General features: G+C 68.9%; 20 protein-coding genes. 9 read left to right on the top strand and 11 right to left on the bottom strand.

Annotated features, from left to right (window positions below; translation table 11 throughout):
- Positions 1 to 182 precede the first annotated feature (182 nt).
- On the top strand, positions 183 to 1,028 hold the full coding sequence (locus HOW07_RS15315; RefSeq protein WP_079003972.1) for a LysR substrate-binding domain-containing protein: 846 nt from the start codon (positions 183 to 185) through the stop codon (positions 1,026 to 1,028).
- A 15-nt stretch (positions 1,029 to 1,043) separates the two neighbouring features.
- Here HOW07_RS15315 and HOW07_RS15310 read toward each other — a convergent pair whose 3' ends face one another.
- Entirely contained in the window at positions 1,044 to 1,343 is a 300-nt protein-coding gene (locus tag HOW07_RS15310; protein WP_175117749.1) for a hypothetical protein, read from the bottom strand.
- A 48-nt stretch (positions 1,344 to 1,391) separates the two neighbouring features.
- Complete coding sequence (locus HOW07_RS15305) at positions 1,392 to 2,831, bottom strand: GuaB1 family IMP dehydrogenase-related protein (RefSeq protein WP_121291848.1); 1,440 nt, start codon at positions 2,829 to 2,831, stop codon at positions 1,392 to 1,394.
- Between the two features lie 146 nt (positions 2,832 to 2,977).
- On the opposite strand from HOW07_RS15305, the gene HOW07_RS15300 reads away from it, so the two are divergent.
- Both HOW07_RS15300 and HOW07_RS15295 read left to right on the top strand, forming a co-directional pair.
- Positions 2,978 to 6,733 (top strand): multifunctional oxoglutarate decarboxylase/oxoglutarate dehydrogenase thiamine pyrophosphate-binding subunit/dihydrolipoyllysine-residue succinyltransferase subunit, encoded by a 3,756-nt coding sequence (locus HOW07_RS15300; RefSeq protein ID WP_217485356.1) that lies wholly within the window; start codon positions 2,978 to 2,980, stop codon positions 6,731 to 6,733.
- 136 nt (positions 6,734 to 6,869) lie between these two features.
- A complete protein-coding gene (locus HOW07_RS15295) occupies positions 6,870 to 8,573 on the top strand; it encodes a sodium:proton antiporter (RefSeq protein ID WP_121291850.1) in 1,704 nt (567 codons plus the stop codon).
- 16 nt (positions 8,574 to 8,589) lie between these two features.
- Here the strand turns inward: HOW07_RS15295 and HOW07_RS15290 are convergent, their stop codons facing one another.
- A complete protein-coding gene (locus tag HOW07_RS15290; RefSeq protein WP_064295247.1) occupies positions 8,590 to 8,841 on the bottom strand; it encodes a zf-HC2 domain-containing protein in 252 nt (83 codons plus the stop codon).
- Complete coding sequence (locus HOW07_RS15285; RefSeq protein WP_371743695.1) at positions 8,838 to 9,527, bottom strand: sigma-70 family RNA polymerase sigma factor; 690 nt, start codon at positions 9,525 to 9,527, stop codon at positions 8,838 to 8,840. Before HOW07_RS15285 ends, HOW07_RS15290 begins: the two co-directional genes overlap by 4 nt.
- Before the next feature lie 43 nt (positions 9,528 to 9,570).
- Between HOW07_RS15285 and aroA the strand changes: the two genes are divergently transcribed.
- Genes aroA through bcp form a run of 3 tightly spaced genes read left to right on the top strand, consistent with a single transcriptional unit; the run spans position 9,571 to position 12,479 of the window.
- Positions 9,571 to 10,920, top strand: a complete 1,350-nt coding sequence (aroA, locus tag HOW07_RS15280) for a 3-phosphoshikimate 1-carboxyvinyltransferase (RefSeq protein ID WP_175117747.1) — start codon at positions 9,571 to 9,573, stop codon at positions 10,918 to 10,920.
- A gap of 4 nt (positions 10,921 to 10,924) precedes the next feature.
- On the top strand, positions 10,925 to 11,986 hold the full coding sequence (rsgA, locus tag HOW07_RS15275; RefSeq protein ID WP_175117746.1) for a ribosome small subunit-dependent GTPase A: 1,062 nt from the start codon (positions 10,925 to 10,927) through the stop codon (positions 11,984 to 11,986).
- Positions 11,987 to 11,999: 13 nt separating this feature from the next.
- Entirely contained in the window at positions 12,000 to 12,479 is a 480-nt protein-coding gene (bcp, locus tag HOW07_RS15270; protein ID WP_079002800.1) for a thioredoxin-dependent thiol peroxidase, read from the top strand.
- Between the two features lie 38 nt (positions 12,480 to 12,517).
- Here bcp and HOW07_RS15265 read toward each other — a convergent pair whose 3' ends face one another.
- Complete coding sequence (locus HOW07_RS15265; RefSeq protein ID WP_175117745.1) at positions 12,518 to 12,943, bottom strand: hypothetical protein; 426 nt, start codon at positions 12,941 to 12,943, stop codon at positions 12,518 to 12,520.
- A gap of 193 nt (positions 12,944 to 13,136) precedes the next feature.
- Here HOW07_RS15265 and HOW07_RS15260 point away from each other — a divergent pair, with 193 nt between their 5' ends.
- Positions 13,137 to 13,385, top strand: coding sequence for a WhiB family transcriptional regulator (locus HOW07_RS15260; RefSeq protein ID WP_056012627.1), 249 nt, complete (start codon positions 13,137 to 13,139; stop codon positions 13,383 to 13,385).
- A 77-nt stretch (positions 13,386 to 13,462) separates the two neighbouring features.
- On the opposite strand, the gene HOW07_RS15255 is transcribed toward HOW07_RS15260, so the two are convergent.
- From HOW07_RS15255 to HOW07_RS15240, 4 genes are all read right to left on the bottom strand, one after another.
- Positions 13,463 to 14,962: a sensor histidine kinase gene (locus HOW07_RS15255; protein WP_079002802.1), complete on the bottom strand. Its 1,500-nt coding sequence runs from the start codon at positions 14,960 to 14,962 to the stop codon at positions 13,463 to 13,465.
- A 140-nt stretch (positions 14,963 to 15,102) separates the two neighbouring features.
- Complete coding sequence (locus tag HOW07_RS15250; RefSeq protein ID WP_064295242.1) at positions 15,103 to 15,438, bottom strand: Lsr2 family protein; 336 nt, start codon at positions 15,436 to 15,438, stop codon at positions 15,103 to 15,105.
- A 208-nt stretch (positions 15,439 to 15,646) separates the two neighbouring features.
- Positions 15,647 to 16,912 carry a P-loop NTPase gene (locus HOW07_RS15245; RefSeq protein WP_121291853.1) on the bottom strand — a complete coding sequence of 422 codons (1,266 nt, stop codon included), beginning with the start codon at positions 16,910 to 16,912 and terminating at the stop codon, positions 15,647 to 15,649.
- On the bottom strand, positions 16,912 to 17,568 hold the full coding sequence (locus HOW07_RS15240; protein WP_121291854.1) for a hypothetical protein: 657 nt from the start codon (positions 17,566 to 17,568) through the stop codon (positions 16,912 to 16,914). Before HOW07_RS15240 ends, HOW07_RS15245 begins: the two co-directional genes overlap by 1 nt.
- A 189-nt stretch (positions 17,569 to 17,757) precedes the next feature.
- Here HOW07_RS15240 and HOW07_RS15235 point away from each other — a divergent pair, with 189 nt between their 5' ends.
- Entirely contained in the window at positions 17,758 to 18,054 is a 297-nt protein-coding gene (locus tag HOW07_RS15235; RefSeq protein ID WP_064295239.1) for a helix-turn-helix domain-containing protein, read from the top strand.
- Between the two features lie 33 nt (positions 18,055 to 18,087).
- Here the strand turns inward: HOW07_RS15235 and HOW07_RS15230 are convergent, their stop codons facing one another.
- Positions 18,088 to 18,678 carry a hypothetical protein gene (locus tag HOW07_RS15230; RefSeq protein WP_175117744.1) on the bottom strand — a complete coding sequence of 197 codons (591 nt, stop codon included), beginning with the start codon at positions 18,676 to 18,678 and terminating at the stop codon, positions 18,088 to 18,090.
- A gap of 147 nt (positions 18,679 to 18,825) precedes the next feature.
- On the opposite strand from HOW07_RS15230, the gene HOW07_RS15225 reads away from it, so the two are divergent.
- Positions 18,826 to 19,326 (top strand): Rv3235 family protein, encoded by a 501-nt coding sequence (locus HOW07_RS15225; protein ID WP_175117743.1) that lies wholly within the window; start codon positions 18,826 to 18,828, stop codon positions 19,324 to 19,326.
- Between the two features lie 94 nt (positions 19,327 to 19,420).
- On the opposite strand, the gene secA is transcribed toward HOW07_RS15225, so the two are convergent.
- Positions 19,421 to 22,249 carry a preprotein translocase subunit SecA gene (secA, locus tag HOW07_RS15220; RefSeq protein ID WP_064295237.1) on the bottom strand — a complete coding sequence of 943 codons (2,829 nt, stop codon included), beginning with the start codon at positions 22,247 to 22,249 and terminating at the stop codon, positions 19,421 to 19,423.
- Positions 22,250 to 22,394: the final 145 nt, after the last annotated feature.

Here is a 22,394-nt window from a genome sequence, read left to right as displayed (position 1 = left end):
AGCGACGGCGGTGTCGGATGGAGGGGTCACGGAGAGAGCCAGCGTTTCGTATGTCGAGTGCGTGTCGTATGGGAGGAGCCGCGGAGACCGTCGGCTCCCGTCCACGCTATTGCCGACGCGGCCATTTCCGAGCAGGATGATCCCTATCAGTCCTATTCGATTCCTGAATGATCGGCTCACGCATGTTCGACCCGGCCCTGCTGCGCACCTTCCTGGCCGTCGCCGAGACGAAGAACTTCACGCGTGCCGCCGCGCAGCTCGGGTTGAGCCAGCCGACGGTCAGTCAGCAGATCCGACGGCTCGAGGAGGCCGCCGGCCGATGGCTCGTCGTCCGGGACACGAGGGCGGTCCGCCTGACCGACAACGGTGATGCGATGGCCGGGTTCGCGCGGACCATCCTCGCTGCACACGCCTCGGCGGAGAGCTACTTCACCGGCTCGGCGATGAGCGGTCGCCTCCGTTTCGGGGCCGCCGACGACCTCGCGATGACCCAGCTCCCCCGGATCCTGCGACACTTCCGGCAGGGTCACCCGCAGCTGAACCTCGAACTCACGGTGAACCAGAGCGGGCCGCTGTACCGCCGGCTGAAGGCGGGCGCCCTCGACCTCATCTTCATCAAGATGCACCCCGGCCAGAACGAGGGCAAGCTCGTGCGGACCGACTCGATGGTCTGGGTCGGTCTCGAGAAGACCACGATCGAGCCGGGCCAGCCCGTCCCCCTCATCGCCTACCAGGATCCGAGTCTCTCCCGGCAGTTGGCGATCGACGCCCTGGAGGCCGCCGGGCGCACCTGGCGGATCACCTGCAGTACACGGGAGGTGAACGGCGTCCTCGCAGCCGTGCGGGCCGGGCTCGGCGTCGCGGTCTTCCCGCGCAGCCTGATCCCGAGCGACCTCGTCATGCTGAGCAACCGGCTGGAACTCCCGACCCTTGGCGGCGTCGACTTCACCCTGCTCGCGAACCCGTTGGCGGCCGCCGGCCCGGTGGAGGCGCTCTCCTCGGCCATCATGGACCGGTCGCTCGCCTGAGCGAGCCCACGGCGGTCAGGCGTCGACGGACTCCGACGCCTCGGCGAACGGCGCCGGGATGAGGTAGGTCTCGCGGACCTCGGCCGATTCGTGCGGGCCGCTGCCGTCGGGCGCGATGAAGGGTTCGTCGAACTCGACGATCCACGTCGTCAGCTGTTCGGTCCACACCGAGACGAACGCCGCGGCGCGCTGGCGGCCTGGTGCGACGATGACCCCGGAGGCACGCTCCCCCGTCGAGGGATCGGATGCCGGGTCCACGAGCACGAGGACCTGCATGCCGACACCGAACCCGTGCGTTCCACCGTTCACCACCATGGGCCCATCATCCCACCGCGGTCGTGCGAGCCGCACCAGTGCCCCGGCTCACCAGGAGACGGGCAGCGCCTTGCCCTCCTCGTAGCCGGCGGCCGACTGGACGCCGACGATGGCGCGCTCGTGGAAGCCGGGAACCGAGTCGGCACCCGCGTAGGTGAACGACGAGCGCACACCGGCGGTGATCATGTCCAGGAGGTCCTCGACCGAGGGCCGGAGCGGGTCGATCATGATGCGAGAGGACGAGATGCCCTCGGCGAAGAGCGTCTTCCGCGCGAGTTCGAAGGGATCGAGTCGACCGAAGCGCTCGTGCACGGCCTTCGTCGACGCCATGCCCCAGCTCTCCTTGTAGAGCGACCCGTCGGCGGCGCGCTGCAGCTCACCGGGGGCTTCGATCGTGCCGGCGAACCAGGAACCGATCATGACCGAGGACGCACCGGCCGCGAGGGCGAGGGCGACGTCGCGGGGGTAGCGGACGCCACCGTCCGCCCAGACCTTCGCGCCGAGTGCGCGGGCGGTCGCGGCCGTCTCGAGCACGGCCGAGAACTGCGGACGTCCGACCGCCGTCATCATCCGCGTGGTGCACATCGCACCGGGTCCGACACCGACCTTGAGGATGTCCGCGCCGGCGTCGACGAGGTCCTGCACCGCGACGGCGGACACGACGTTGCCGGCGACGATCGGGAGGCCCAGACCGAGCGCGCGGACGGCCGCGATCGCCCGGAGCATGCCCTCCTGGTGCCCGTGGGCGGTATCGATCACGAGGACGTCCACCCCGGCGGCGGCGAGCGCCTGCGCCTTGACGGCGACGTCACCGTTGATCCCGATCGCCGCGGCGACCCGCAGTCGGCCCGACGCGTCGAGCGCCGGCGTGTAGATGGTCGACCGGAGCGCGCTCGTCCGGCTGAGGGTGCCGACGACGGCGCCGTGGTGCAGCACGGGCGCGAACTCGAGGTCGGCGGCCACCATGAGGTCGAACGCGGCCCGGCCACCGGTCACGTCGTCGGCGTCGATCGAGGCGAGCGATCCGCGAGCGAGGTCGCCGAGCCGTGCGTCTGGCAGCGCCGTGGCGAGACGTGCGGCCGGGATGCAGCCGGCGAAGGCGTCGCGCTCGTCGTGGAGCACGATGCCGTGACCGGCGACCGCGGGGATCAGGCGCAGGGCGTCGGCCGCGGTCTGATCGGCGCGCATGATCAGCGGGGTGTCGAAGGCGACCGGCTGCTCCTTGACCCAGCGGATCGCCGCGTCGAGCTCCTGGAGCGGCATGTCCTGCGGCAGGACACCGAGTCCGCCGCGCCGCGCCAGGGCCGCCGCGAGGCGTGGCCCGGTGACGGAGTTCATGTTGGCGGAGACGATCGGGATCGTGGCGCCGGTGCCGTCGTCCGGAGCCAGGTCGACGTCGAGTCGACTCGTGATCCCGGAGCGGCTCGGGACGAGGAACACGTCCGAGTACGTCAGGTCGTGGCTGGGGATCTCACCGATGAACCGCATGAGAACACCGTATCCCGAGCGGCGTCCGAGCCGCACCGACGACGGAATGGGTTTAGGCTTGATGACTGGATCGTGCGGGCATGTTCCCTGCCTGCAAACAGTGAGAATTCAACGGAGAGAGTGGGCGATCGACGGTGTCGAGCCAGATGACCGGAGTGGGCGCCGATGACGGCGCAACGAACGAATTCGGAGCCAATGAATGGCTCGTCGACGAGATGTACGAGCAGTACCTCGTCGACAAGGATTCCGTGGACCGCTCCTGGTGGCCGATCCTCGAGCACTACCGGCCGGTGAACGGCGCAGCCCAGGGGACGACGGGCGGCCAGTCGGACGACGGTGCGGCGTCCGTCGGCACCACGGCGCCGGCCCCCGCCCCCGCGGCGGCCGAGGACGCGGCCCGGGTCAACCCGCCGACGGCCCCGATCCAGGTCATCGGCGCGCAGCCGGTCGCCCGCACCACCTCGGTGCAGGCGAAGCCGGCCCCGATCCCGGCCGACGCCCCGATGACGAGCCCGAACCAGGTCCAGCAGCCGAAGAGCGACCAGACCGAACCCGCTCCGGAGGACGTCGACAAGGTCACCGTGCTGAAGGGCATGGCCAAGTCGCTCGCCACCAACATGGACGCGAGCCTGACGGTCCCGACCGCGACGAGCGTGCGCACCATCCCGGCGAAGCTGATGATCGACAACCGCATCGTCATCAACAACCACCTGAAGCGCGCCAGAGGCGGCAAGGTCAGCTTCACCCACCTCATCGGCTGGGCCCTCATCCAGGCGTTGAAGGACTTCCCGAGCCAGAACGTCTACTACGAGGAGACCGACGGCAAGCCCACGGTCGTCGCCCCGGCGCACATCAACCTCGGCATCGCCATCGACCTCCCGAAGCCCGACGGCTCCCGCGCCCTCATGGTGCCGGGCATCAAGCGCGCCGACACCCTCACGTTCAACGAGTACCTCTCGGCGTACGAGGACCTCGTGACCCGCGCCCGCAAGGGCAAGCTCACCGGAGCCGACTTCCAGGGCGTCACGATCTCGCTCACGAACCCCGGTGGCATCGGGACCGTGCACTCGGTCCCCCGCCTCATGAAAGGCCAGGGCTGCATCATCGGCGCCGGTGCCCTCGAGTACCCGGCCGAGTTCCAGGGCGCCTCCGAGCGCACGCTCAACGAGCTGGCGATCGGCAAGACGATCACGCTCACGAGCACCTACGACCACCGCGTCATCCAGGGTGCCGGCTCGGGCGAGTTCCTCAAGGTCGTCCACGAGCTGCTCATCGGCAGCCGCAGCTTCTACCAGGACATCTTCGCCGCGCTCCGCATCCCGTACGACCCGATCCACTGGTCGCCCGACATCAGCGTCGACCTCGCCGACGCCGTCGACAAGACCGCCCGCGTCCAGGAGCTCATCAACGCGTTCCGCGTCCGCGGCCACCTCATGGCCGACATCGACCCGCTGGAGTACGTGCAGCGCTCGCACCCCGACCTCGAGATCGAGACCCACGGCCTGACCTTCTGGGACCTCGACCGCGAGTTCGTCACGGGCGCCTTCGGCTCGGCCCGCACGGCCAAGCTGCGCGACATCCTCGGCGTCCTCCGCGACTCGTACTGCCGCACCACGGGCATCGAGTACATGCACATCCAGGACCCCGCGCAGCGCAAGTGGATCCAGAGCAAGGTCGAGCGCAAGTACGAGAAGCCGACGCACGACGAGCAGATGCGCATCCTCGGCAAGCTCAACGAGGCCGAGGCGTTCGAGACCTTCCTGCAGACGAAGTACGTCGGCCAGAAGCGCTTCAGCCTCGAGGGCGGCGAGTCCACCATCGCCCTCCTCGACACCATCCTCCAGGGTGCGTCGCAGGCCCAGCTCGACGAGGTCGCGATCGGTATGGCCCACCGCGGCCGCCTCAACGTCCTCACGAACATCGCCGGTAAGACGTACGGTCAGATCTTCCGCGAGTTCGAGGGCACGCAGGACCCGGCGAGCCACGGTTCCGGCGACGTGAAGTACCACCTCGGCACCGAGGGCACGTTCAAGGCCGAGGACGGCCGCGAGATCCCGGTCTACCTGGCCGCGAACCCCTCGCACCTCGAGGCCGTCAACGGCGTGCTCGAGGGCATCGTCCGCGCGAAGCAGGACCGCGGACCGATCGGCGCGTTCGGCACCCTCCCGATCCTCATCCACGGCGACGCGGCGATGGCCGGTCAGGGCGTCGTCCTCGAGACGATGCAGCTGTCCCAGCTCCGTGGCTACCGCACGGGCGGCACGGTCCACGTCGTCATCAACAACCAGGTCGGGTTCACGACGCCTCCTGGCGAGGGCCGCTCCTCCATCTACAACACCGACGTCGCGAAGACCATCCAGGCGCCGATCTTCCACGTGAACGGCGACGACCCCGAGGCCGTCGTGCGGGTCGCGGAGCTCGCCTTCGAGTACCGCCAGGAGTTCAAGCGCGACGTCGTCATCGACCTCGTGTGCTACCGCCGACGCGGCCACAACGAGGGCGACGACCCGTCGATGACGCAGCCGCTCATGTACAGCCTCATCGAGGCGAAGCGCTCCGTGCGCAAGCTGTACACCGAGGCGCTCGTCGGCCGTGGCGACATCACCGAGGAGGAGTACGAGGCCGCGCACCGCGACTTCCAGGACCGCCTCGAACGCGCCTTCATGGAGACGCACGCCGAGCAGACCTCGCCGACGCCGATCCCGACCGAGGTCCTCGACGAGGACGGCTACTCCGGCGAACTGGAGACGACCGGCGTCTCCGAGGGCGTCGTGCAGCTCATCGGCGACGCGTTCAACAACAAGCCCGCCGGGTTCACCGTGCACCCGAAGGTGCAGCAGCTCCTCGAGAAGCGACTCGACATGAGCCGCAACGGCAACATCGACTGGGGCTTCGGAGAACTGCTCGCGCTCGGATCGGTGCTCATCGAGGGCACCCCGGTACGGATGTCCGGACAGGACTCCCGCCGCGGCACCTTCGTGCAGCGCCACGCCGTCCTCCACGACCGGGTCAACGGCCAGGAGTGGCTGCCGCTCGCGAACCTCAGCGACAACCAGGCCCGCTTCTGGATCTACGACTCGCTCCTCAGCGAGTACGCGGTCATGGGCTTCGAGTACGGCTACTCGGTCGAACGCGCCGACGCGCTCGTGCTGTGGGAGGCGCAGTTCGGCGACTTCACCAACGGCGCGCAGACGATCATCGACGAGTTCATCTCCTCCGCCGAGCAGAAGTGGTCGCAGCGGTCGAGTGTCACGCTCCTCCTCCCCCACGGCTACGAGGGCCAGGGGCCCGACCACTCGTCCGCGCGGATCGAGCGGTTCCTGCAGCTCTGCGCCGAGGACAACATGACCGTCGCACGGCCGTCGACCCCCGCGTCGTACTTCCACCTGCTGCGTCGCCAGGCGTACGCCCGCCCGCGTCGGCCGCTCGTCGTCTTCACCCCGAAGGCGATGCTGCGTCTGCGTGGCGCGACCAGCCCGGTGGCGGACTTCACCTCGGGCCGCTTCGAGCCGGTGATCGACGACGCACGGATCACCGACAAGGCCGCGGTCAAGCGGGTGCTCCTGCACTCCGGGAAGATCCACTACGACCTCCTGAGCGAGCTGCAGAAGCAGCCGAACGACGAGATCGCCCTCGTCCGCGTCGAGCAGTTCTACCCGGTCCCGGTGGCCGAGCTGAACGCCGTGGTCGCGCAGTACCCGAACGCCGAACTGGTGTGGGTGCAGGACGAGCCGGAGAACCAGGGCGCGTGGCCGTTCATCTGCCTGGAGGCCGCCAAGCACCTCGAGGGTCGGACGATCCGGAACGTGTCCCGCAGCGCGTCCGCATCCCCCGCAACGGGTTCGGCCAAGCGTCACGCCGCCGAGCAGGCGGAGCTCCTCCGCACCGCGTTGGCGCTCTGACCCCAGCCGCACGACCGACGACCGCCCGTTCCGACGGGCGGTCGTCGTCGTCTGCCCCGTCCTCTGAGCGGGGGTGGTCAGCACGGCGACAGCGATCCGTGAGTGGGTGGTGAGCCACCGCCAATAGGCTGACGCCATGGACTTCGCATTCCTCGCCGTCGTCGCGGTGGTGACCATCGTCGCGGTGGCCCGCTTCGCGAACAAGCTGCGCGTGGCGGCCCCGCTCATCCTCGTCCTGGTCGGGCTCGCCCTCAGCTATCTGCCGTTCGTGCCGGACGTCGAGGTCAAGCCGGAGTGGATCCTCGCCGGCGTGCTGCCACCGCTCCTCTACTCCGCCGCGGTCAACGTGCCCCTGGTCGACTTCCGCCGCAATCTCAAAGCGATCTCCGGACTCTCGGTCGTCCTCGTCGTGGTGTCGTCGGTCCTCATCGGCTGGATCCTGTCGACGATCCTCCCCGACCTGAGCCTGGCCGCCGGCATCGCCCTCGGTGCCGTCGTCAGTCCGACCGACGCGGTCGCCGCGACCTCCATCGGTAAGCGGCTGGGCATGCCGTCACGACTCGTGAGCGTCCTCGAGGGCGAGAGCCTCGTGAACGACGCCTCGGCCCTGGTCCTCCTGCGCTCCGCCATCGCCGCGACCGCCGGCACGGTCTCGCTGTGGGGTGTCCTGGGCGACTTCGCCTATGCCGTGGCGCTCGCGATCGCGATCGGGATCGTCGTCGGGTTCATCACGGTCCGGATCCGGTCCCGCCTCGGCGACCCGGTCCTCACGACGGTCATCTCCTTCGCCGTGCCGTTCATCGCGTATCTGCCCGCCGAGCACTTCCACGCTTCGGGCGTCCTGTCGGTCGTCGTCGCCGGACTCTACACCGGGCATCAGAGCGCGAAGTACTTCACCGCCCAGGACCGCATCAGCGAGCGCATCAACTGGCGGACGACGCAGTTCCTCCTCGAGAACGGGGTGTTCCTGCTCATGGGCCTCGAGCTCGAGGCCATCGTCTCGCAGGTGGAGCAGGACGACCTCGGCATCTGGTCGTCGATCGGCCTGGGGTTGCTGACCGCCAGCACCCTCATCGTCGTCCGCATCGTGTTCGTCGGCGTCCTCGTCTGGTCGTTGCGACGCGACGAACGGGAGGCTCTCGCCCGGCGCCCGAGGCTGGCGGAGGTCTCAGCACGTCTCGAGGAGCATCCGACGGAGAACGCGCGCTCAGCCAAGCGCAAGGCCGCCTTCTCGAGGTCGATCGCCCGGCGGAGCGCCGACCTGGACTTCCTGCAACGCGAGGGACTCGGGTGGCGCGGCGGCGCGGTGCTCGCCTGGGCGGGTATGCGTGGGGTCGTCACGATCGCCGCCGCGCAGTCGTTGCCGCTCGACACCCCGTATCGGGCGGAGCTGGTCCTCATCGCGTTCACGGTCGCGATCGTCACCCTGCTGCTCCAGGGCGGTTCCCTCCCGCTCGTCATCCGCCTGTCCCGGGTCGGCGGGACGGACGAGCAGGCCGCGATGGCGGAACTGGCCGGTCTCGTCGAGGAGATCTCGACCGTCGGTGTGGCCGCCCTCGACGACCCGCAGCTGCGCACGGACGGTGGCGAGCCGTTCGACACCGCGGTCGTCGACCGGGTGCGTACGAGCAGCCTCATCCGCGTCGAGTCGGCGGCGGAACGCACCGATGCCGGCGTGGGTCCGCACGAGCAGTTCCGTCAGCTGCGACGCCGGGTGCTCGACGCCGAACGCGACGCGCTCCTCGATGCGCGGGCGACCGGCAGCTACTCCTCCGAGGTGCTGGCGAAGGCGCAGCGGATGCTGGACGTCGAGGAGTCACGCCTCGACGGTGCCGGCTGATGCCGTCGGTCGGCCGTCAGGCGCTCTCGTGGGTGGCCTGGGTGGCCCGGAGCGACGCGAGGACCTGGTTCTTCAGGTCTTCGGGTGCCGTCTCCTTGCACGCCCGCTGCACGGCCTCGGTGAGGGTCTGGGCGACGAGCGCCTCGTTCTGACACTCCGGGCAGTTCGCGAGGTGCTCGCGGATGTCGGCGGCCTCCGTCTTGCACACCTCGTGACGGAGGTACTCCTCCAGGTCTCGCTTGGCCTTGTCGCAGCCGCAGTCGCTCATTTCTTGCTCCCCTGCTTCGTCACGGTGAACCCCCGGGACGAGGCGTAGTCGGCCAACAGGTCGCGGAGGAGTCGTCGGCCACGGTGCAGACGACTCATCACGGTCCCGATGGGCGTTTTCATGATGTCGGCGATCTCCTGGTAGGCGAAGCCCTCCACGTCGGCGAGGTACACCGCGAGGCGGAAGTCCTCCGGGATGGCCTGCAACGCGTTCTTCACGTCGCTGTCCGGCAGGTGATCGATCGCTTCGGCCTCGGCGGAGCGGCTGGAGGTGGCGCTGATCGATTCGGCACCGCCCAACTGCCAGTCCTCGAGGTCGTCGATGGTGCCCTGGTACGGCTCGCGCTGCTTCTTCCGATACGTGTTGATGTACGTGTTCGTGAGGATGCGGTAGAGCCACGCCTTGAGGTTGGTGCCCTGTTCGAACTGCGCGAACGCGGCGAAGGCCTTCACGAACGTCTCCTGGACGAGGTCCTGAGCGTCCGACGGGTTCTTCGTCATGCGCATGGCAGCGCCGTACAACTGATCGATGAACGGCAGTGCCTGTGCTTCGAACAGTGATCGGGGGTCCGGCTCGGCCGGAAGGGCTTCTGGGTCGACGGAGGTCATCACCGGCCAGTCTACGGCCAGCGCCAGACGGCCGTGCTCGGCCTCCGTCACCGGTCGTTCCAGTACCGCTGTGGACATCCGCTCCTCCTTCTGCTCTCGACCCCGACTACTGTTGGAACCAATGTTGACCAATCCGTATTCCGCACCAGATTTCGACGTGTACGGCGATGCCGAACCCGAGCACGACGACGCAGCCTGGCCGGCGCCCGTCGCGGCCGGTCCGGTCGATGCGACCGTCTCGCTCCCGGGCTCGAAGTCGCTCACGAACCGCGAGCTCGTCCTGGCCGCTCTGGCCGACGGGCCCTCCCTCCTGCGCGCCCCGCTCCACTCGATGGACAGCACCAACATGGTCGAGGCGCTGCGCGCACTCGGGACCACCATCGTCGAGCGACCGGCGTCGGGCGCCTTCGGCAAGGACTGGCTCGTCACGCCGGGCGAGCTGTTCGGCAGCACGACCGTCGAGTGCGGGCTCGCCGGCACCGTCATGCGGTTCGTCCCACCGCTGGCCGCCCTCGCCCTCGGGCCGACCGTGTTCGACGCCGACCCCTCGGCCAGGAACCGGCCGATGTCCACCATGATCGGCTCGCTCCAGGCGCTCGGCGTCGACATCAGCGACGACGGCCGGAAGGCGCTCCCCTTCACGGTGCACGGCACGGGCACGGTGAAGGGTGGCAAGCTCACGATCGACGCGTCGTCGTCGAGCCAGTTCGTGTCCGGCCTCCTGCTGGCCGCAGCCCGCTTCGAGCACGGCCTCCACCTCGTCCACGAGGGCGATCGTCTGCCGAGCCTGCCGCACATCGAGATGACCATCGCGGCCCTCGCGGCCCGCGGGGTCACCGTGGAACAGCCCTCCGTCGGTGAGTGGGTCGTCGCCCCCGGCACGATCGCCGCGCTCGACGTCGACCTCGAGCCCGACCTCTCCAACGCCGCACCGTTCCTCGCCGCGGCGCTCGTCACCGGCGGAAGCGTCACGCTCCGCGGCTGGCCCACCTCCACCACCCAGGTCGGTGCCGACCTGGCGGACCTCCTGCCCCGCTTCGGCGCGACGGTCACCCTGGACGGCGACCGCCTCACCGTCACCGGCGGCGAGCGGATCACCGCGGTCGACCTCGACCTGACCACCGGCGGTGAGCTCGCGCCCGCCCTCACCGCACTCGCGGCACTCGCCGACGGACCGTCGACCATCACGGGCATCGGGCACATCCGTCACCACGAGACCGACCGGCTCGCGGCCCTCGCGACGGAGATCAACAAGCTGGGTGGCGCCGTCACGGAGCTCCCGGACGGTCTCCGCATCGAGCCGCGCCCCCTCCACGGCGGCGAGTGGTCGAGCTACCACGACCACCGCATGGCGACCACGGGAGCGATCCTCGGTCTCGTCGTGCCCGGGGTCACCATCGAGAACGTCGCCACGACCGCGAAGACGCTGCCGCAGTTCACCGAACTGTGGCATGCGATGGTCGGGGGCTGAGCCGATGAGCTGGTGGGACGACGGCGTCGACGACGACGAACCGGAACTCGATGAGTCGAGCATCAGGATGCGGCCGAACCCGAAGGCGAACCGCCCACGGACGAAGACGCGGCCCGAGCACCTCGATGCACTGACCGCCCGCGTCCTCGCGGTCGACCGCGGTCGCTACACCGTGCTCCTCGACGAAGGCACGCCCGAGGAGCGCGTCCTGACGTCGACTCGCGCTCGTGAACTCCGCAAGCAGGCCATCGTGACCGGCGACCGGGTTGACGTCGTCGGCGACACCTCGGGCGCCGAGGGCACGCTGTCGCGCATCGTACGGATCGTGCCGCGCACGACGCTGCTCCGCCGCAGCGGCGACGACACCGACGCCATGGAGCGCGTCGTCGTCGCCAACGCCGACCAGATGCTCATCGTCGTCGCCGCCGCGAACCCCGAACCACGGGCCCGCCTCGTCGACCGCTACCTCGTCGCCGCCTACGACGCGGGGATCACCCCGATCCTCTGCATCACGAAGACGGACCTCCAGGACCCCGACGAGTTCCTCGCGAACTTCGCCGGGCTCGGCCTGCGGGTGTTCCGCAGCCGGGAGGACGACGTCCCTCTCGCAGAGATCACCCAAGCCCTCATCGGTCACGACACGGTCTTCGTCGGCCACTCGGGCGTCGGCAAGTCCACACTCGTCAACGCCCTCGTCCCGACCGCTGAGCGCGCCACGGGGCATGTAAACGTCGTCACCGGTCGTGGCCGCCACACCTCCTCGTCGACCGTCTCGTTGCGCATCGAGGCGCCCGGAGGATCCGGGTGGGTCATCGACACCCCGGGCGTCCGCTCGTTCGGTCTCGGACACGTCGACACCGCCAACATCCTGAAGTCGTTCACCGACCTCGCGGAGATCGCGCTCGAGTGCCCACGCGGCTGCACCCATCTGCCCGACGCCCCCGACTGCGCGATCATCGAGGCCGTCGCAGAGGGGCGGCTCGGGGAGAACGGCCCGGCACGCCTCGACTCGCTCCAGCGGCTGCTGGGGACCTTCGCCACGATCAAAGCCGACCAGTACTCCTGACTAGGCTTGGGGTATGCCTGAACCCCTCCGTCTCTCCGCCGGCGACCCGGCCCCCGCGTTCACCCTCACCGACCAGGACGGCACCAGCGTGTCCCTGTCGGACTTCGCCGGACGACGGGTGATCCTCTACTTCTACCCCGCCGCGATGACACCCGGCTGCACCACCCAGGCGTGCGACTTCCGCGACAACCTCGCATCGCTCAGCGGTGCCGGGTACGTGGTGCTCGGCGTCTCGAAGGACTCCGTCGAGAAGCTCAAGGCCTTCCAGGAGGAGGACGGGCTCACGTTCCCGCTCCTCAGCGACCCGGAGTTGACGGTCCACCAGGCGTACGGAGCCTACGGCGAGAAGAACTCCTACGGACGCATCGTCACGGGAGTCCTCCGCTCGACGTTCGTCATCGACGAGACGGGCACCCTCACCCTCGCCCGGTACAACGTCAAGGCCACCGGCCACGTGAAGAGCCTCCGCAAGGCCCTCGGCCTCGACGCCTGACGCGTCGCTGCTGGACCATCACGACCGACGAGTCGCGCTCAGATCTCGCGTCGGGTCACGGCGGCGACCGCCGGCGTGAACAGGAGCCCGAGGACGGCCAGCGACGGCAACAGCAGGAACCACCCGATCGCGGGTTGCGCGAAGACCCCCTGGAACGCGCCGACGGCGACCGCGATCTGCACGAGCTGCCAGGTGACCGCTCCCCCGCGGATCCAGCTCCGTCCGCGGATCGCGCCGAGGGCGAGCGCCGTGACGAACGCCGTGGCGATGAGCAGGATCACGAAGATCGCCAGTGCGCTCGTGAACGAGGCCGGCGTCGCCGCGACCAGCTCGAAGAGGAACCAGGCTGAGAGCCCGATCATGAGCAACGCCTCGGCGACGAGCAGGACGATGAAGGCCAGCACCGCCGGATGACGACGGTCCTCCGGGTTCGGAGCGGAGGTGGCGTTTCGATCGGTACTCACAGGGTTCACCCAAACTTGGCTATTGATTTGCTCTTACCGATATGAAACCATGTTTGAGGCCGACATGAGGTCCACGAGGGTGTGGACAGATCCCGAATCCCGGACGATCATCCCCCTCGCATTTCGGCTTTCGCTTCCCGATACCCCTCACTCGGTTGAAGAAATCTCACCATGCAATAAAAGGAGCTCCCCTATGGATTGGCGCGATAAAGCTGCCTGCCTGACCGTCGACCCGGAATTGTTCTTCCCGGTCGGGAACACCGGTCCGGCGGTCGATCAGATCGACAAGGCGAAGGCCGTGTGCGCCACCTGCAGTGTCACGGAGCTGTGCCTCCAGTACGCGCTCGAGACCGGCCAGGACTCCGGTGTGTGGGGCGGCCTCAGCGAGGACGAGCGTCGCGCTCTCAAGCGTCGCGCGGCCCGCGCCCGCCGCGCCTCCTAACCCCAGACGAGAACCCCGGGTGCCGAACGGCCCCGGGGTTCTCGCATGCCCGCGGCCGTTCACGAGGCACCAGGACCTCAGCTCTTGGCGACCCAGCGCATCGGGATCGCGATCGTGACCTCGGTGCCGCTCCCCATGAGCGTGTGCCAGTCGATCGTCCCGCCCAGTTCCCCCTGGATGAGCGTCCGCACGATCTGCGTGCCGAGACCGGACCCGACCTTCCCCTCCGGGAGCCCTACGCCGTTGTCGCGGACCTGCACGCTCAGCAGCTCGTCCGTGCGGTCGGCCGTGATCTCCACGTCGCCGTCGCGGCCGTTCAAGCCGTGCTCCACCGCGTTGGTGACGAGTTCGGTGAGCGCGAGAGCGAGTGGCGTCGCGTACTCGCTCGGGAGCACGCCGAACGAGCCGGAGGACTTCGGGCGGACCGTGGTGTTGTGGGAGCTCGCCACCTCGGCGATGAGCAGGAGCACGCGCTCGAAGACCTCGTCGAAGTCGACGTTCTGGTTGAGCCCCTCGGACAGCGTGTCGTGCACGACCGCGATGGCGGCCACGCGCCGCATGGCCTGCGTGAGGGCGTCGTGGGCGTCCTCCGAATGCGTCCGCCTGGCCTGGATCCGCAGGAGCGACGCGACCGTCTGGAGGTTGTTCTTCACCCGGTGGTGGATCTCGCGGATCGTCGCGTCCTTGGTGATGAGTTCCTGCTCCTGGTGACGCAGTTCGCTGACGTCGCGGCAGAGCACGATCGCGCCGACCCGCTCGCCGCGGCTCCGCAACGGGATCGCCCGGAGGGAGACCGTCACACCCTTGTCCTCGATGTCGGTCCGCCACGGCGCCCGACCGGTGACGACGAGTGGCAGCGACTCGTCGACGGTGACGGTCCCCGTCCCGGAGAGCAGATGGGTCGTGACGTCCGCGAGCGACTCGCCCTCGAGTTCCTCGGCGAAGCCGATCCGGTTGAAGGCCGAGAGCGCGTTGGGGCTGGCGAAGGTGACGGTGCCGTCGACATCGAGCCGGATCAGGCCGTCGCTCGCGCGCGGTGCGCCACGGCGTGGTCCGGTCGGCGCACCGAGATCCGGGAAGTCGCCGACCGCGATCATCTCGAACAGGTCGCTCGCGCAGTCGTTGAAGGTGAGTTCCTGGCGGCTGGGCGTGCGAGCCTCACCGAGATTGGTGTGGCGGGTGATGACCGCGATCGGTCCGTCGGCATTGGTCGTCTCGGTCGGAGATATCCGCCGGGCGACGGGTACGGCACGAACCCTGGTCGGGGTCTCCTCGTACCAGTCCGGTGCGGAGGACTCGATGATCCGTCCACTCTCGAAACAGTCGGTGACCTGCTTGCGCCATTCCTGCTTGATGGATTGTCCGACGAAGTCGCGATAGAAGAGTGTCGCGGCACTCGACGGACGCGAATGCGCGACCGCGATGAAACTGCCGGAATCGGTCGGTACCCAGATGACGATATCGGCGAACGCCAGATCCGCGAGGAGTTGGCTGTCAGCGAGCAGCATGTGCAGCCACTCCACGTCGGCCGCACTGGAGCGGCCCTGGGCGAGAACGAGATCACTGAGCGTCGACACGATGCCAGTCTAGGCTCGGCCGACCGGCACCGAGTGCGCCGGGCGTCCCCTGACGACCGCTGATCGGGCAGGCACGGAACGACGACGGCGCTCAGCGGCCCGCCTGGGGCCGCTGAGCGCCGTCGATCGGACGTGACGCGTCAGTTGGCCGCGCGGTAGGCGTCCTGGACCGCCTGGGGGATGCGTCCGCGCGACGACACGGCGTGCCCGTTCTTCGCGGCCCACTCGCGGATCGCGGCGAGGTTCTCGGCGCTGTTGCGGGTGCTGGTGCTCGAGGTGCGGCGCCCACGCTTGACCGGGCGTCCGGCTCCGATGTACGGCTTCAGCGACTCGCGGAGGTTCTTCGCGTTGTCCGCACCGAGATCGATCTCGTATTCGGTTCCGTCGATCGCGAACCGGACGGTCTCTCCTGATCCGGAAGCGAGTTCGCTGCCGTCGAGATCGTCGATGTATGTGGTGATGACTTTCTGAGCCATGGGGGTCCTCCTGAAGATATCCGTGGTGAGTCCGACGGTTATCCGATCATATCGAACACCACCAAGCGAATCTGAATACCGACACGATATCGGAGTAATTCATCACCCAACGGATAGCGATGCATCGGAGGAGAATGCAGATGCATATATCGGCGCGCAAATGCATATTCGGTTGATCACCCAATTGTATTGAGTGACTTCGTCGGGACTATTCCGCTCGGCGCGATCCACTCCGCACACGACGCCCGCGTGCTCCACCCGCCGAGCGCCGCGAGCGGTCCCGCACCGGCGTCGACGGTTGGTCGAGGACGGTGGACACGAACCGCCGCAGCGCGACGGGAAGCGCTCCGCGCGGGGCCTGGTCACGCAGGCTCCTCCCCGCGATCACCGCGGCGTCCACCACCCGTTGGTCCTCCGGCAGGAGCGCGGCCGCTTCGATCCCGCCGAAGCGGGAGAGCGTGGACGCCAGCTGGCCGGCCGGACCGGTACCGAGCGCGACGCCACGCAGCCGGTTCACGACCACCGAGATGCGCGACGGATCGACGAGTTCGACGAGTTCCGCGTGCCCGCGGAGCAGCCTCGTGACCCCGACCGGGTCGGCCGCGCCGACCTCGACCACCCGGTCTGCGGACCCGAGGACGGCGAACGCCGCCCCGTTCCGTCTGGGCGCGAACAGGTCGCTCGAGATCTCCTCGTCCGCCTCCAGGCAGAATGCCGTGTCGATGACGATGTCGTCCATCCACGCCCGGCACCGTTCGATGGTCGTCGTGACGCGCTCCGTCGACAGTTCCGTCCAGCGCGCCGCACGGGAGATGCCGGTCAGGACACGGAACGCCCCGGACGGCGACGGATGGACGACCGCGATCCGCTCGAGCTGCTCGATGTCGAGCGCTCCACTTCCGGCCAGCCGGCAGGCCGCGGCGAACCCGGGTGCCTCGTCGAGGAGGCCGAGCATGGCCGCGACGGATGACCCGTAGGTGTCCGCGTCGATGAGGACGACCCGTCGTCCGCGGGCGGCGAGTTCACTGGCGATGCCCGCGGCGACGGTGGTCGTGCCGGGCGACCCGGCCGCGCCCCACACCGCGATGACCCGCCCGGCGGCCTGGGCGACCGGACGAGGGCCGTCACCGCCGAGGTCGAGCGGCGCGATGGTCCGATCCAGCTCCTCGGGATCGACCGGCAGGAGGACGATGTCGACCAGGCCCAGCCCCGCCGCATGGCGACGCTCGGACTCACCGGACGCGAGCGCCACGACCCTCGTACCCACGCGGTCCGCGAGGTCGATGAGTTCGGCGCTCAGGCGGTCGACCCCGGGTGACACGAGCAGTACGTCGACGGGCGTCCCGGCACCGATGCGCTCGTCGAGTTCGGCGCCGTCGTGACAGCGCCAGGCGACGCGGTGTCCGAGGTCGAGCATCGTCGCGAGGATCTCGCCCTCGACCCGCGGATCGAGGGCGAGTCCGACACGCAGCATCAGCGTTCGCCGGGCTCGGTGGGGACCACGGACAGCAGGTGCGCTGCAGCCGTCGCCGAGAGGACCGTCGCGACGGCCGAGCGTGGGACCGCGAGCTCGAGCGCGACCGAGCCGCGGCCGGACAGGAGCCCTTCGTCCTCCCCGACCCGGACGACCGTCGCAGCCGAGACCAGCACCTCCGGCACTCCGTACCCGTCGCCGTCCGGTGCGGCCGCCCAGAGGTCGACGACGGTCCCCGGCACGACGTCGGCGCCGAGCCGGCCGGCCGGTTCGACGACGAGCGTGGTCACGCCGACGGCGCTCGCCTCGCCGAGCGCGTCGAGCGGTACGAGCTCCCCCGCCGCGATCGTCCGCGTGACGACGATTCCCGCCGGCGGCGCCGCTCCGGCTCCGAGATACCCGCTTTCGACCGATCCCAGACGTGCGTCGATCACTTGTAGTGAGGAGCGGTCGAGCCGCGTTCCGGGCGTCAGCGTCTCGGAGGCCGCATACACCGGGGTCGTCCGACTCGAGGTCGTGACGAGCCACCACACCCCCAGGATCGACGCGACCACCAGCATGAGGCCCACGAGGAAGCGTGGGTCCACCCAGATGCGCGACCGGGACACCGGCCGTCCGCCGACACCATGACGCAGTCCGGCGAGACGGTCGCTCATCCGCTCGTCGCCGTCGCTTCGCGCCCCTCCGGATTCCGATCCGTGTCCCCGCTCGCTTCCCCGCACCGTCTCCTCCTTCATGGGCACCCCGCGCGCCGCTTCCGGTCCCATGCTGCCCGGGCTCCGGACATCGCGCCGAAGTTATCCACAGCCCGGCGGACGATGCTCGCGCGAGAGGATAATCGAGGAATGGAATCGCAGCGCGATGCGGCCCCGCTCGGTCGCTTCCTCACCGTCGCCGACACGGCCGAGGTCTTGAACGTCTCGGCCCAGCACGTGGCCGAGCTCATCTCGAGCGGTGAGCTGCCCGCCATCCGGATCGGGCGCAGCGGACCGTGGCGCATCGAGTTCCCGGCGCTCGAAGCCTTCATCAGCGGTCAGTACGAGGAGGCACGTCGTGCAGGCCTCTGGCATCAGGCGCAACTCACCGAACTCGCCGAGTTCTCCGGCGCACCGATGCTCCGGCCCGTGCCTCCCCTCGGCTGAGCCCCGGCCCCGGCGGGCGTCCGCCGAAACGCCTCAGGCAGCTCGCTCGACGATGACGACCTCCGAGAGCACGACGACGCGGATCTGTTCGACGCTCCGGCTCCGGCGCGGCGACCCCGGCTCGTGGACGGCCAGATCGAGATGATCGCGGCCCACCCGGTCGATCGTGCCCGTCCAGCTGCCCGTCCGGGTCCGCACGACCACCGCAGCACGGCGCCGGCACAGATCACGGAGCAGGAAGGAGACGGTCAGGCGGTCGAGCAGCCGCGGTTCGCGGACCGCGACGTCGTCGAGACTCCAATCGACCTGGGTCTGCGTCATGGCGACTGCCGCGATCGCATCGAACGGGACGACGACCTCCCGGCCGCCCGGGGTGCCGGAATCGGCCTGCAACCAGTCCTTCCCGATGCTCCGGACCCGCAGCCGCCAGGTCGTCCCGTCGACGAGTTCGACGACGAGCGGTCCCGGTGCGCCGGCATCGCCGCAGAGGGCGACCAGCCGCTCACGGAGGGTGAGACGCCCACGCCGGAGCCGCTCGGCCTCGATGCGGACGGCGTCGTCGTCGACAGCGAGCTCGTCGTCGAGCTGACCGGCGAGATCGTCGAACAGGCTGTCCCAACGCATACGCCGACGGTAGTGCGCCGAGAGCGGCCTCGTCCGGCGTTCTCCACAGACCCCTGGTCCTGGACGCGGGGTACCTGACATGATGAGTGTGACATTTCAGATTCCGGTCGCCCGACTCGTGGCGCCCGCGCACCCCTCGGAGGCCCCATGAGCACCGCTGCCCGGCACGACGACGACGAGCCCGAAGCACGCACGGCTCGCCTCCGGCCCGCGCCTCCGCTCCCCGAGCGACGCACGCGAGAGGTACGGGCGGCCGCCCGCCCCGGTGCGGACGACTACTTCGCGCCCCAACCGGCGCCCCGAGCCGAGCTCCCCGATCCGCGACCACTGCTCGAGAACCTGACTCGGAGCGTGATCGAGGTGATCGCCGGAGCCCGCGATCTCACGCAGCTCGCGCGCTGGATCACCGCCGACGTGCACACCGTCCTCCTGAAGCGCGTGATCCTCGCCGAACGGGCACGACGCGTCCGCGGCGTCCCGGGCACCGTCCCGGTCGTCTCGATCGGCACCGTGACCGTCTCCGAGCCACGCGACGGCGTCGTGGAGTCCGTGGTCATCGTCCACGGACGAGCCCGGTCCCGAGCCGTGGCCATCCGACTGGAGGGCTTGGACGGCCGCTGGAGGGCGACCTCGGTGAGCGTGCTCTGACCGCCGCTGCATCCGCGCAGCACCCGACAGACGAGAGCCCTCCGGACCGATGTCACCATGGTCCGGAGGGCTCCCGTTTCGTGCCGGCGTGGGCCTACTTCTTCTTGCCCTGCTTGCGACGGTCCGAACGGTTGCTCGGAGCAGCCGCAGGGGCTTCTGACTGCTGACCGAAGGCCCCGCGCGACGCCTTCGCGGCCGGGGCCGCCTTCGTCGCGGGAGCCGCATCGCCGGCGGGACGGTTCGTCTGCTGGAGGCGCTGTGCGCGTTCGGTGGCCGCCTTCTCGATCTGCCCGCGCTGGTTGCGGACCTCGACCCCGCCCTGCTCGGTCGGTGCGGAGTAGCTGAGCTTCTCGGTGTCGGGGGTCTCCTGCGTGAGGCCCTTGGCCGTGATCGCCGGTGCGGCCGTGCCGGCATCGACCTCGCCGGCGACCTCGACCTCGAGGTTGAACAGGAAGCCGACGCTCTCCTCACGGATCTGGCCCATCATCTGCTGGAACATCGCGTAGCCCTCACGCTGGTATTCGACCAGCGGATCGCGCTGCGCCATGGCCCGGAGACCGATGCCGTCCTTCAGGTAGTCCATCTCGTACAGATGGTCGCGCCAGCGGCGGTCGATCACCTGGAGGACGACGCGGCGCTCGAGCTCGCGCATCGCCGGGGCACCGAGCGACTCCTCGCGGTTGGTGTAGGCGAGTTTGGCGTCGGAGAGGATCTCGCGGCGCATGAAGTCGCGGTTGATCCGCCCCTTCGTCCCGGCCTCCTGGACGACCTCGTCGATCGTCAGGCCGACGGGGTAGAGCGTCTTCAGTTCTGCCCAGAGTGCGTCGAAGTCCCAGTCGTCGCCGTTACCCTCGCCGGTGTGCTCGTCGAGGACGTCGTCGACGACGCTCTCCAGGAACTGCTGCGCACGATCGTGGAGGTCGTCTCCCTCGAGGATGTGGCGGCGGTCGGAGTAGATCGCCTCACGCTGCCGGTTGAGGACGTCGTCGTACTTGAGCACGTTCTTGCGGATCTCCGCGTTCCGCGCCTCGACTTGCGACTGGGCACTGCGGATCGCGCGGCTCACGATCTTCGACTCGATCGCGAGGTCGTCGGGCACGTTCTGGCGCCCCATGAGGCTCTCCGCGGCTCCGGCGTTGAAGAGGCGCATGAGGTCGTCGGTGAGGGACAGGTAGAACCGGCTCTCGCCCGGGTCTCCCTGACGACCGGAGCGACCGCGCAGCTGGTTGTCGATGCGGCGCGACTCGTGGCGTTCGGTACCGAGGACGTAGAGTCCACCGGCGTCGATGACCTTGTCGGCCTCCTCCTTGACCGCTGCCTTCACCTCGGTGAAGACCTCGTCCCACGCGGCCTCGTACTCCTCGGGGGTGTCGATCGGGCTGAGGCCCTTGGCGTTCATCTCCGCGACAGCGAGGAACTCGGCGTTGCCGCCGAGCATGATGTCGGTTCCACGACCGGCCATGTTGGTGGCGACGGTGACCGAGCCGAGTCGGCCGGCCTGGGCGATGATCGCGGCTTCACGCGCGTGGTTCTTCGCGTTGAGGACCTCGTGCTTGACGCCCTTCTTGGCGAGGAGCCGCGACAGGTACTCGCTCTTCTCGACGCTCGTCGTGCCCACGAGGACCGGCTGGCCCTGCTCGTGGCGCTCGACGATGTCCTCGACGACCTGTGCGAACTTCGCCTCCTCGTTCTTGTACACGAGGTCCGACTGGTCGATGCGCTGCATGGGGCGGTTGGTCGGGATCGGGACGACGCCGAGCTTGTACGTCGACATGAACTCCGCCGCCTCGGTCTCGGCCGTACCGGTCATGCCGGACAGCTTCTCGTAGAGACGGAAGTAGTTCTGGAGCGTCACGGTCGCGAGGGTCTGGTTCTCGGCCTGGACGGCGACGCCCTCCTTGGCCTCGATCGCCTGGTGGATGCCCTCGTTGTAGCGACGTCCGACCAGGATGCGACCGGTGTGCTCGTCGACGATGAGCACCTCGCCGTTCATCACGACGTAGTCCTTGTCCTTCTTGAAGAGCGCGCGGGCCTTGATCGCGTTGTTCAGGAAGGAGATGAGCGGGGTGTTGGCGGACTCGTAGAGGTTGTCGATGCCGAGGTAGTCCTCGACCTTCTCGATGCCGGGCTCGAGCACGCCGACGGTGCGCTTCTTCTCGTCGACCTCGAAGTCCTCACCGGGCTCGAGTCGTACCGCGAGCCGGGCGAACTCCTGGAACCAGCGGTTCGCCTCACCGGAGGCCTTCCCGGAGATGATGAGCGGGGTCCGTGCCTCGTCGATGAGGATGGAGTCGACCTCGTCGACGACGGCGAAGAAGTGACCGCGCTGGACCATGTCCTTGGCCTGCCACGCCATGTTGTCGCGGAGGTAGTCGAAGCCGAACTGGTTGTTCGTGCCGTAGGTGATGTCGGCCGCGTACTGCTCGCGACGCTGCTCCGGCGTCTGCCCCTCGACGATCACACCGGTCGTCATGCCGAGCGCACGGAAGACGCGCCCCATGATCTCCGACTGGTACGACGCGAGGTAGTCGTTCACCGTGACGATGTGCACGCCCTTGCCGGCGATGGCGTTGAGGTAGGCCGGAAGGGTCGCGACGAGCGTCTTGCCCTCACCGGTCTTCATCTCGGCGATGTTGCCGAGGTGGAGCGCGGCCCCACCCATGATCTGCACGTCGAAGTGGCGCATGCCGATCGTGCGGCGTGCAGCTTCGCGCACCGCGGCGAAGGCCTCGGGGAGGAGGTCGTCGAGGGTCTCGCCGTTCTCGAAGCGCTCGCGCAGCTCGACGGTCTCGCTCTTCAGCTCCTCGTCGCTCAACTCCGTGAAGTCGTCCTCGAGGGCATTGACCGCCTTCGTGAGGCTGGTCAGCTTCCGGAGGATGCGACCTTCGCCGACGCGAAGGATCTTCTCAAGTGGTGAGGCCACGAATTGCTCTCCATTACGTGTTCCTGATCTCCGTCCTGGTCGACTGACCGGGACGGACGGGGTGCACCAGAACGGGGCAGTCCTCTGAACATGTTAGCGGGGAGTCCCTTGAGTGGACGCTGTGTATCGAGGGGCGGACGGATGT

This window comes from Plantibacter sp. MCCC 1A11337, from assembly GCF_013349365.1.
In the GTDB taxonomy this organism is placed as follows: domain Bacteria; phylum Actinomycetota; class Actinomycetes; order Actinomycetales; family Microbacteriaceae; genus Plantibacter; species Plantibacter flavus_A.
The sequence above is the reverse complement of the archived record's forward strand: the minus strand, read 5'-3'. Positions and strand labels throughout refer to the sequence as shown.

Coding starts and splice junctions, on each gene's coding strand:
- HOW07_RS15315 (WP_079003972.1), top strand. CDS start 183: ATGTTCGACCCGGCCCTGCTGCGCACCTTCCTGGCCGTCGCCGAGACG.
- HOW07_RS15310 (WP_175117749.1), bottom strand. CDS start 1,343: ATGGTGGTGAACGGTGGAACGCACGGGTTCGGTGTCGGCATGCAGGTC.
- HOW07_RS15305 (WP_121291848.1), bottom strand. CDS start 2,831: ATGCGGTTCATCGGTGAGATCCCCAGCCACGACCTGACGTACTCGGAC.
- HOW07_RS15300 (WP_217485356.1), top strand. CDS start 2,978: ATGACCGGAGTGGGCGCCGATGACGGCGCAACGAACGAATTCGGAGCC.
- HOW07_RS15295 (WP_121291850.1), top strand. CDS start 6,870: ATGGACTTCGCATTCCTCGCCGTCGTCGCGGTGGTGACCATCGTCGCG.
- HOW07_RS15290 (WP_064295247.1), bottom strand. CDS start 8,841: ATGAGCGACTGCGGCTGCGACAAGGCCAAGCGAGACCTGGAGGAGTAC.
- HOW07_RS15285 (WP_371743695.1), bottom strand. CDS start 9,527: ATGTCCACAGCGGTACTGGAACGACCGGTGACGGAGGCCGAGCACGGC.
- aroA (WP_175117747.1), top strand. CDS start 9,571: ATGTTGACCAATCCGTATTCCGCACCAGATTTCGACGTGTACGGCGAT.
- rsgA (WP_175117746.1), top strand. CDS start 10,925: ATGAGCTGGTGGGACGACGGCGTCGACGACGACGAACCGGAACTCGAT.
- bcp (WP_079002800.1), top strand. CDS start 12,000: ATGCCTGAACCCCTCCGTCTCTCCGCCGGCGACCCGGCCCCCGCGTTC.
- HOW07_RS15260 (WP_056012627.1), top strand. CDS start 13,137: ATGGATTGGCGCGATAAAGCTGCCTGCCTGACCGTCGACCCGGAATTG.
- HOW07_RS15250 (WP_064295242.1), bottom strand. CDS start 15,438: ATGGCTCAGAAAGTCATCACCACATACATCGACGATCTCGACGGCAGC.
- HOW07_RS15245 (WP_121291853.1), bottom strand. CDS start 16,912: ATGCTGCGTGTCGGACTCGCCCTCGATCCGCGGGTCGAGGGCGAGATC.
- HOW07_RS15240 (WP_121291854.1), bottom strand. CDS start 17,568: ATGAGCGACCGTCTCGCCGGACTGCGTCATGGTGTCGGCGGACGGCCG.
- HOW07_RS15235 (WP_064295239.1), top strand. CDS start 17,758: ATGGAATCGCAGCGCGATGCGGCCCCGCTCGGTCGCTTCCTCACCGTC.
- HOW07_RS15230 (WP_175117744.1), bottom strand. CDS start 18,678: ATGCGTTGGGACAGCCTGTTCGACGATCTCGCCGGTCAGCTCGACGAC.
- HOW07_RS15225 (WP_175117743.1), top strand. CDS start 18,826: ATGAGCACCGCTGCCCGGCACGACGACGACGAGCCCGAAGCACGCACG.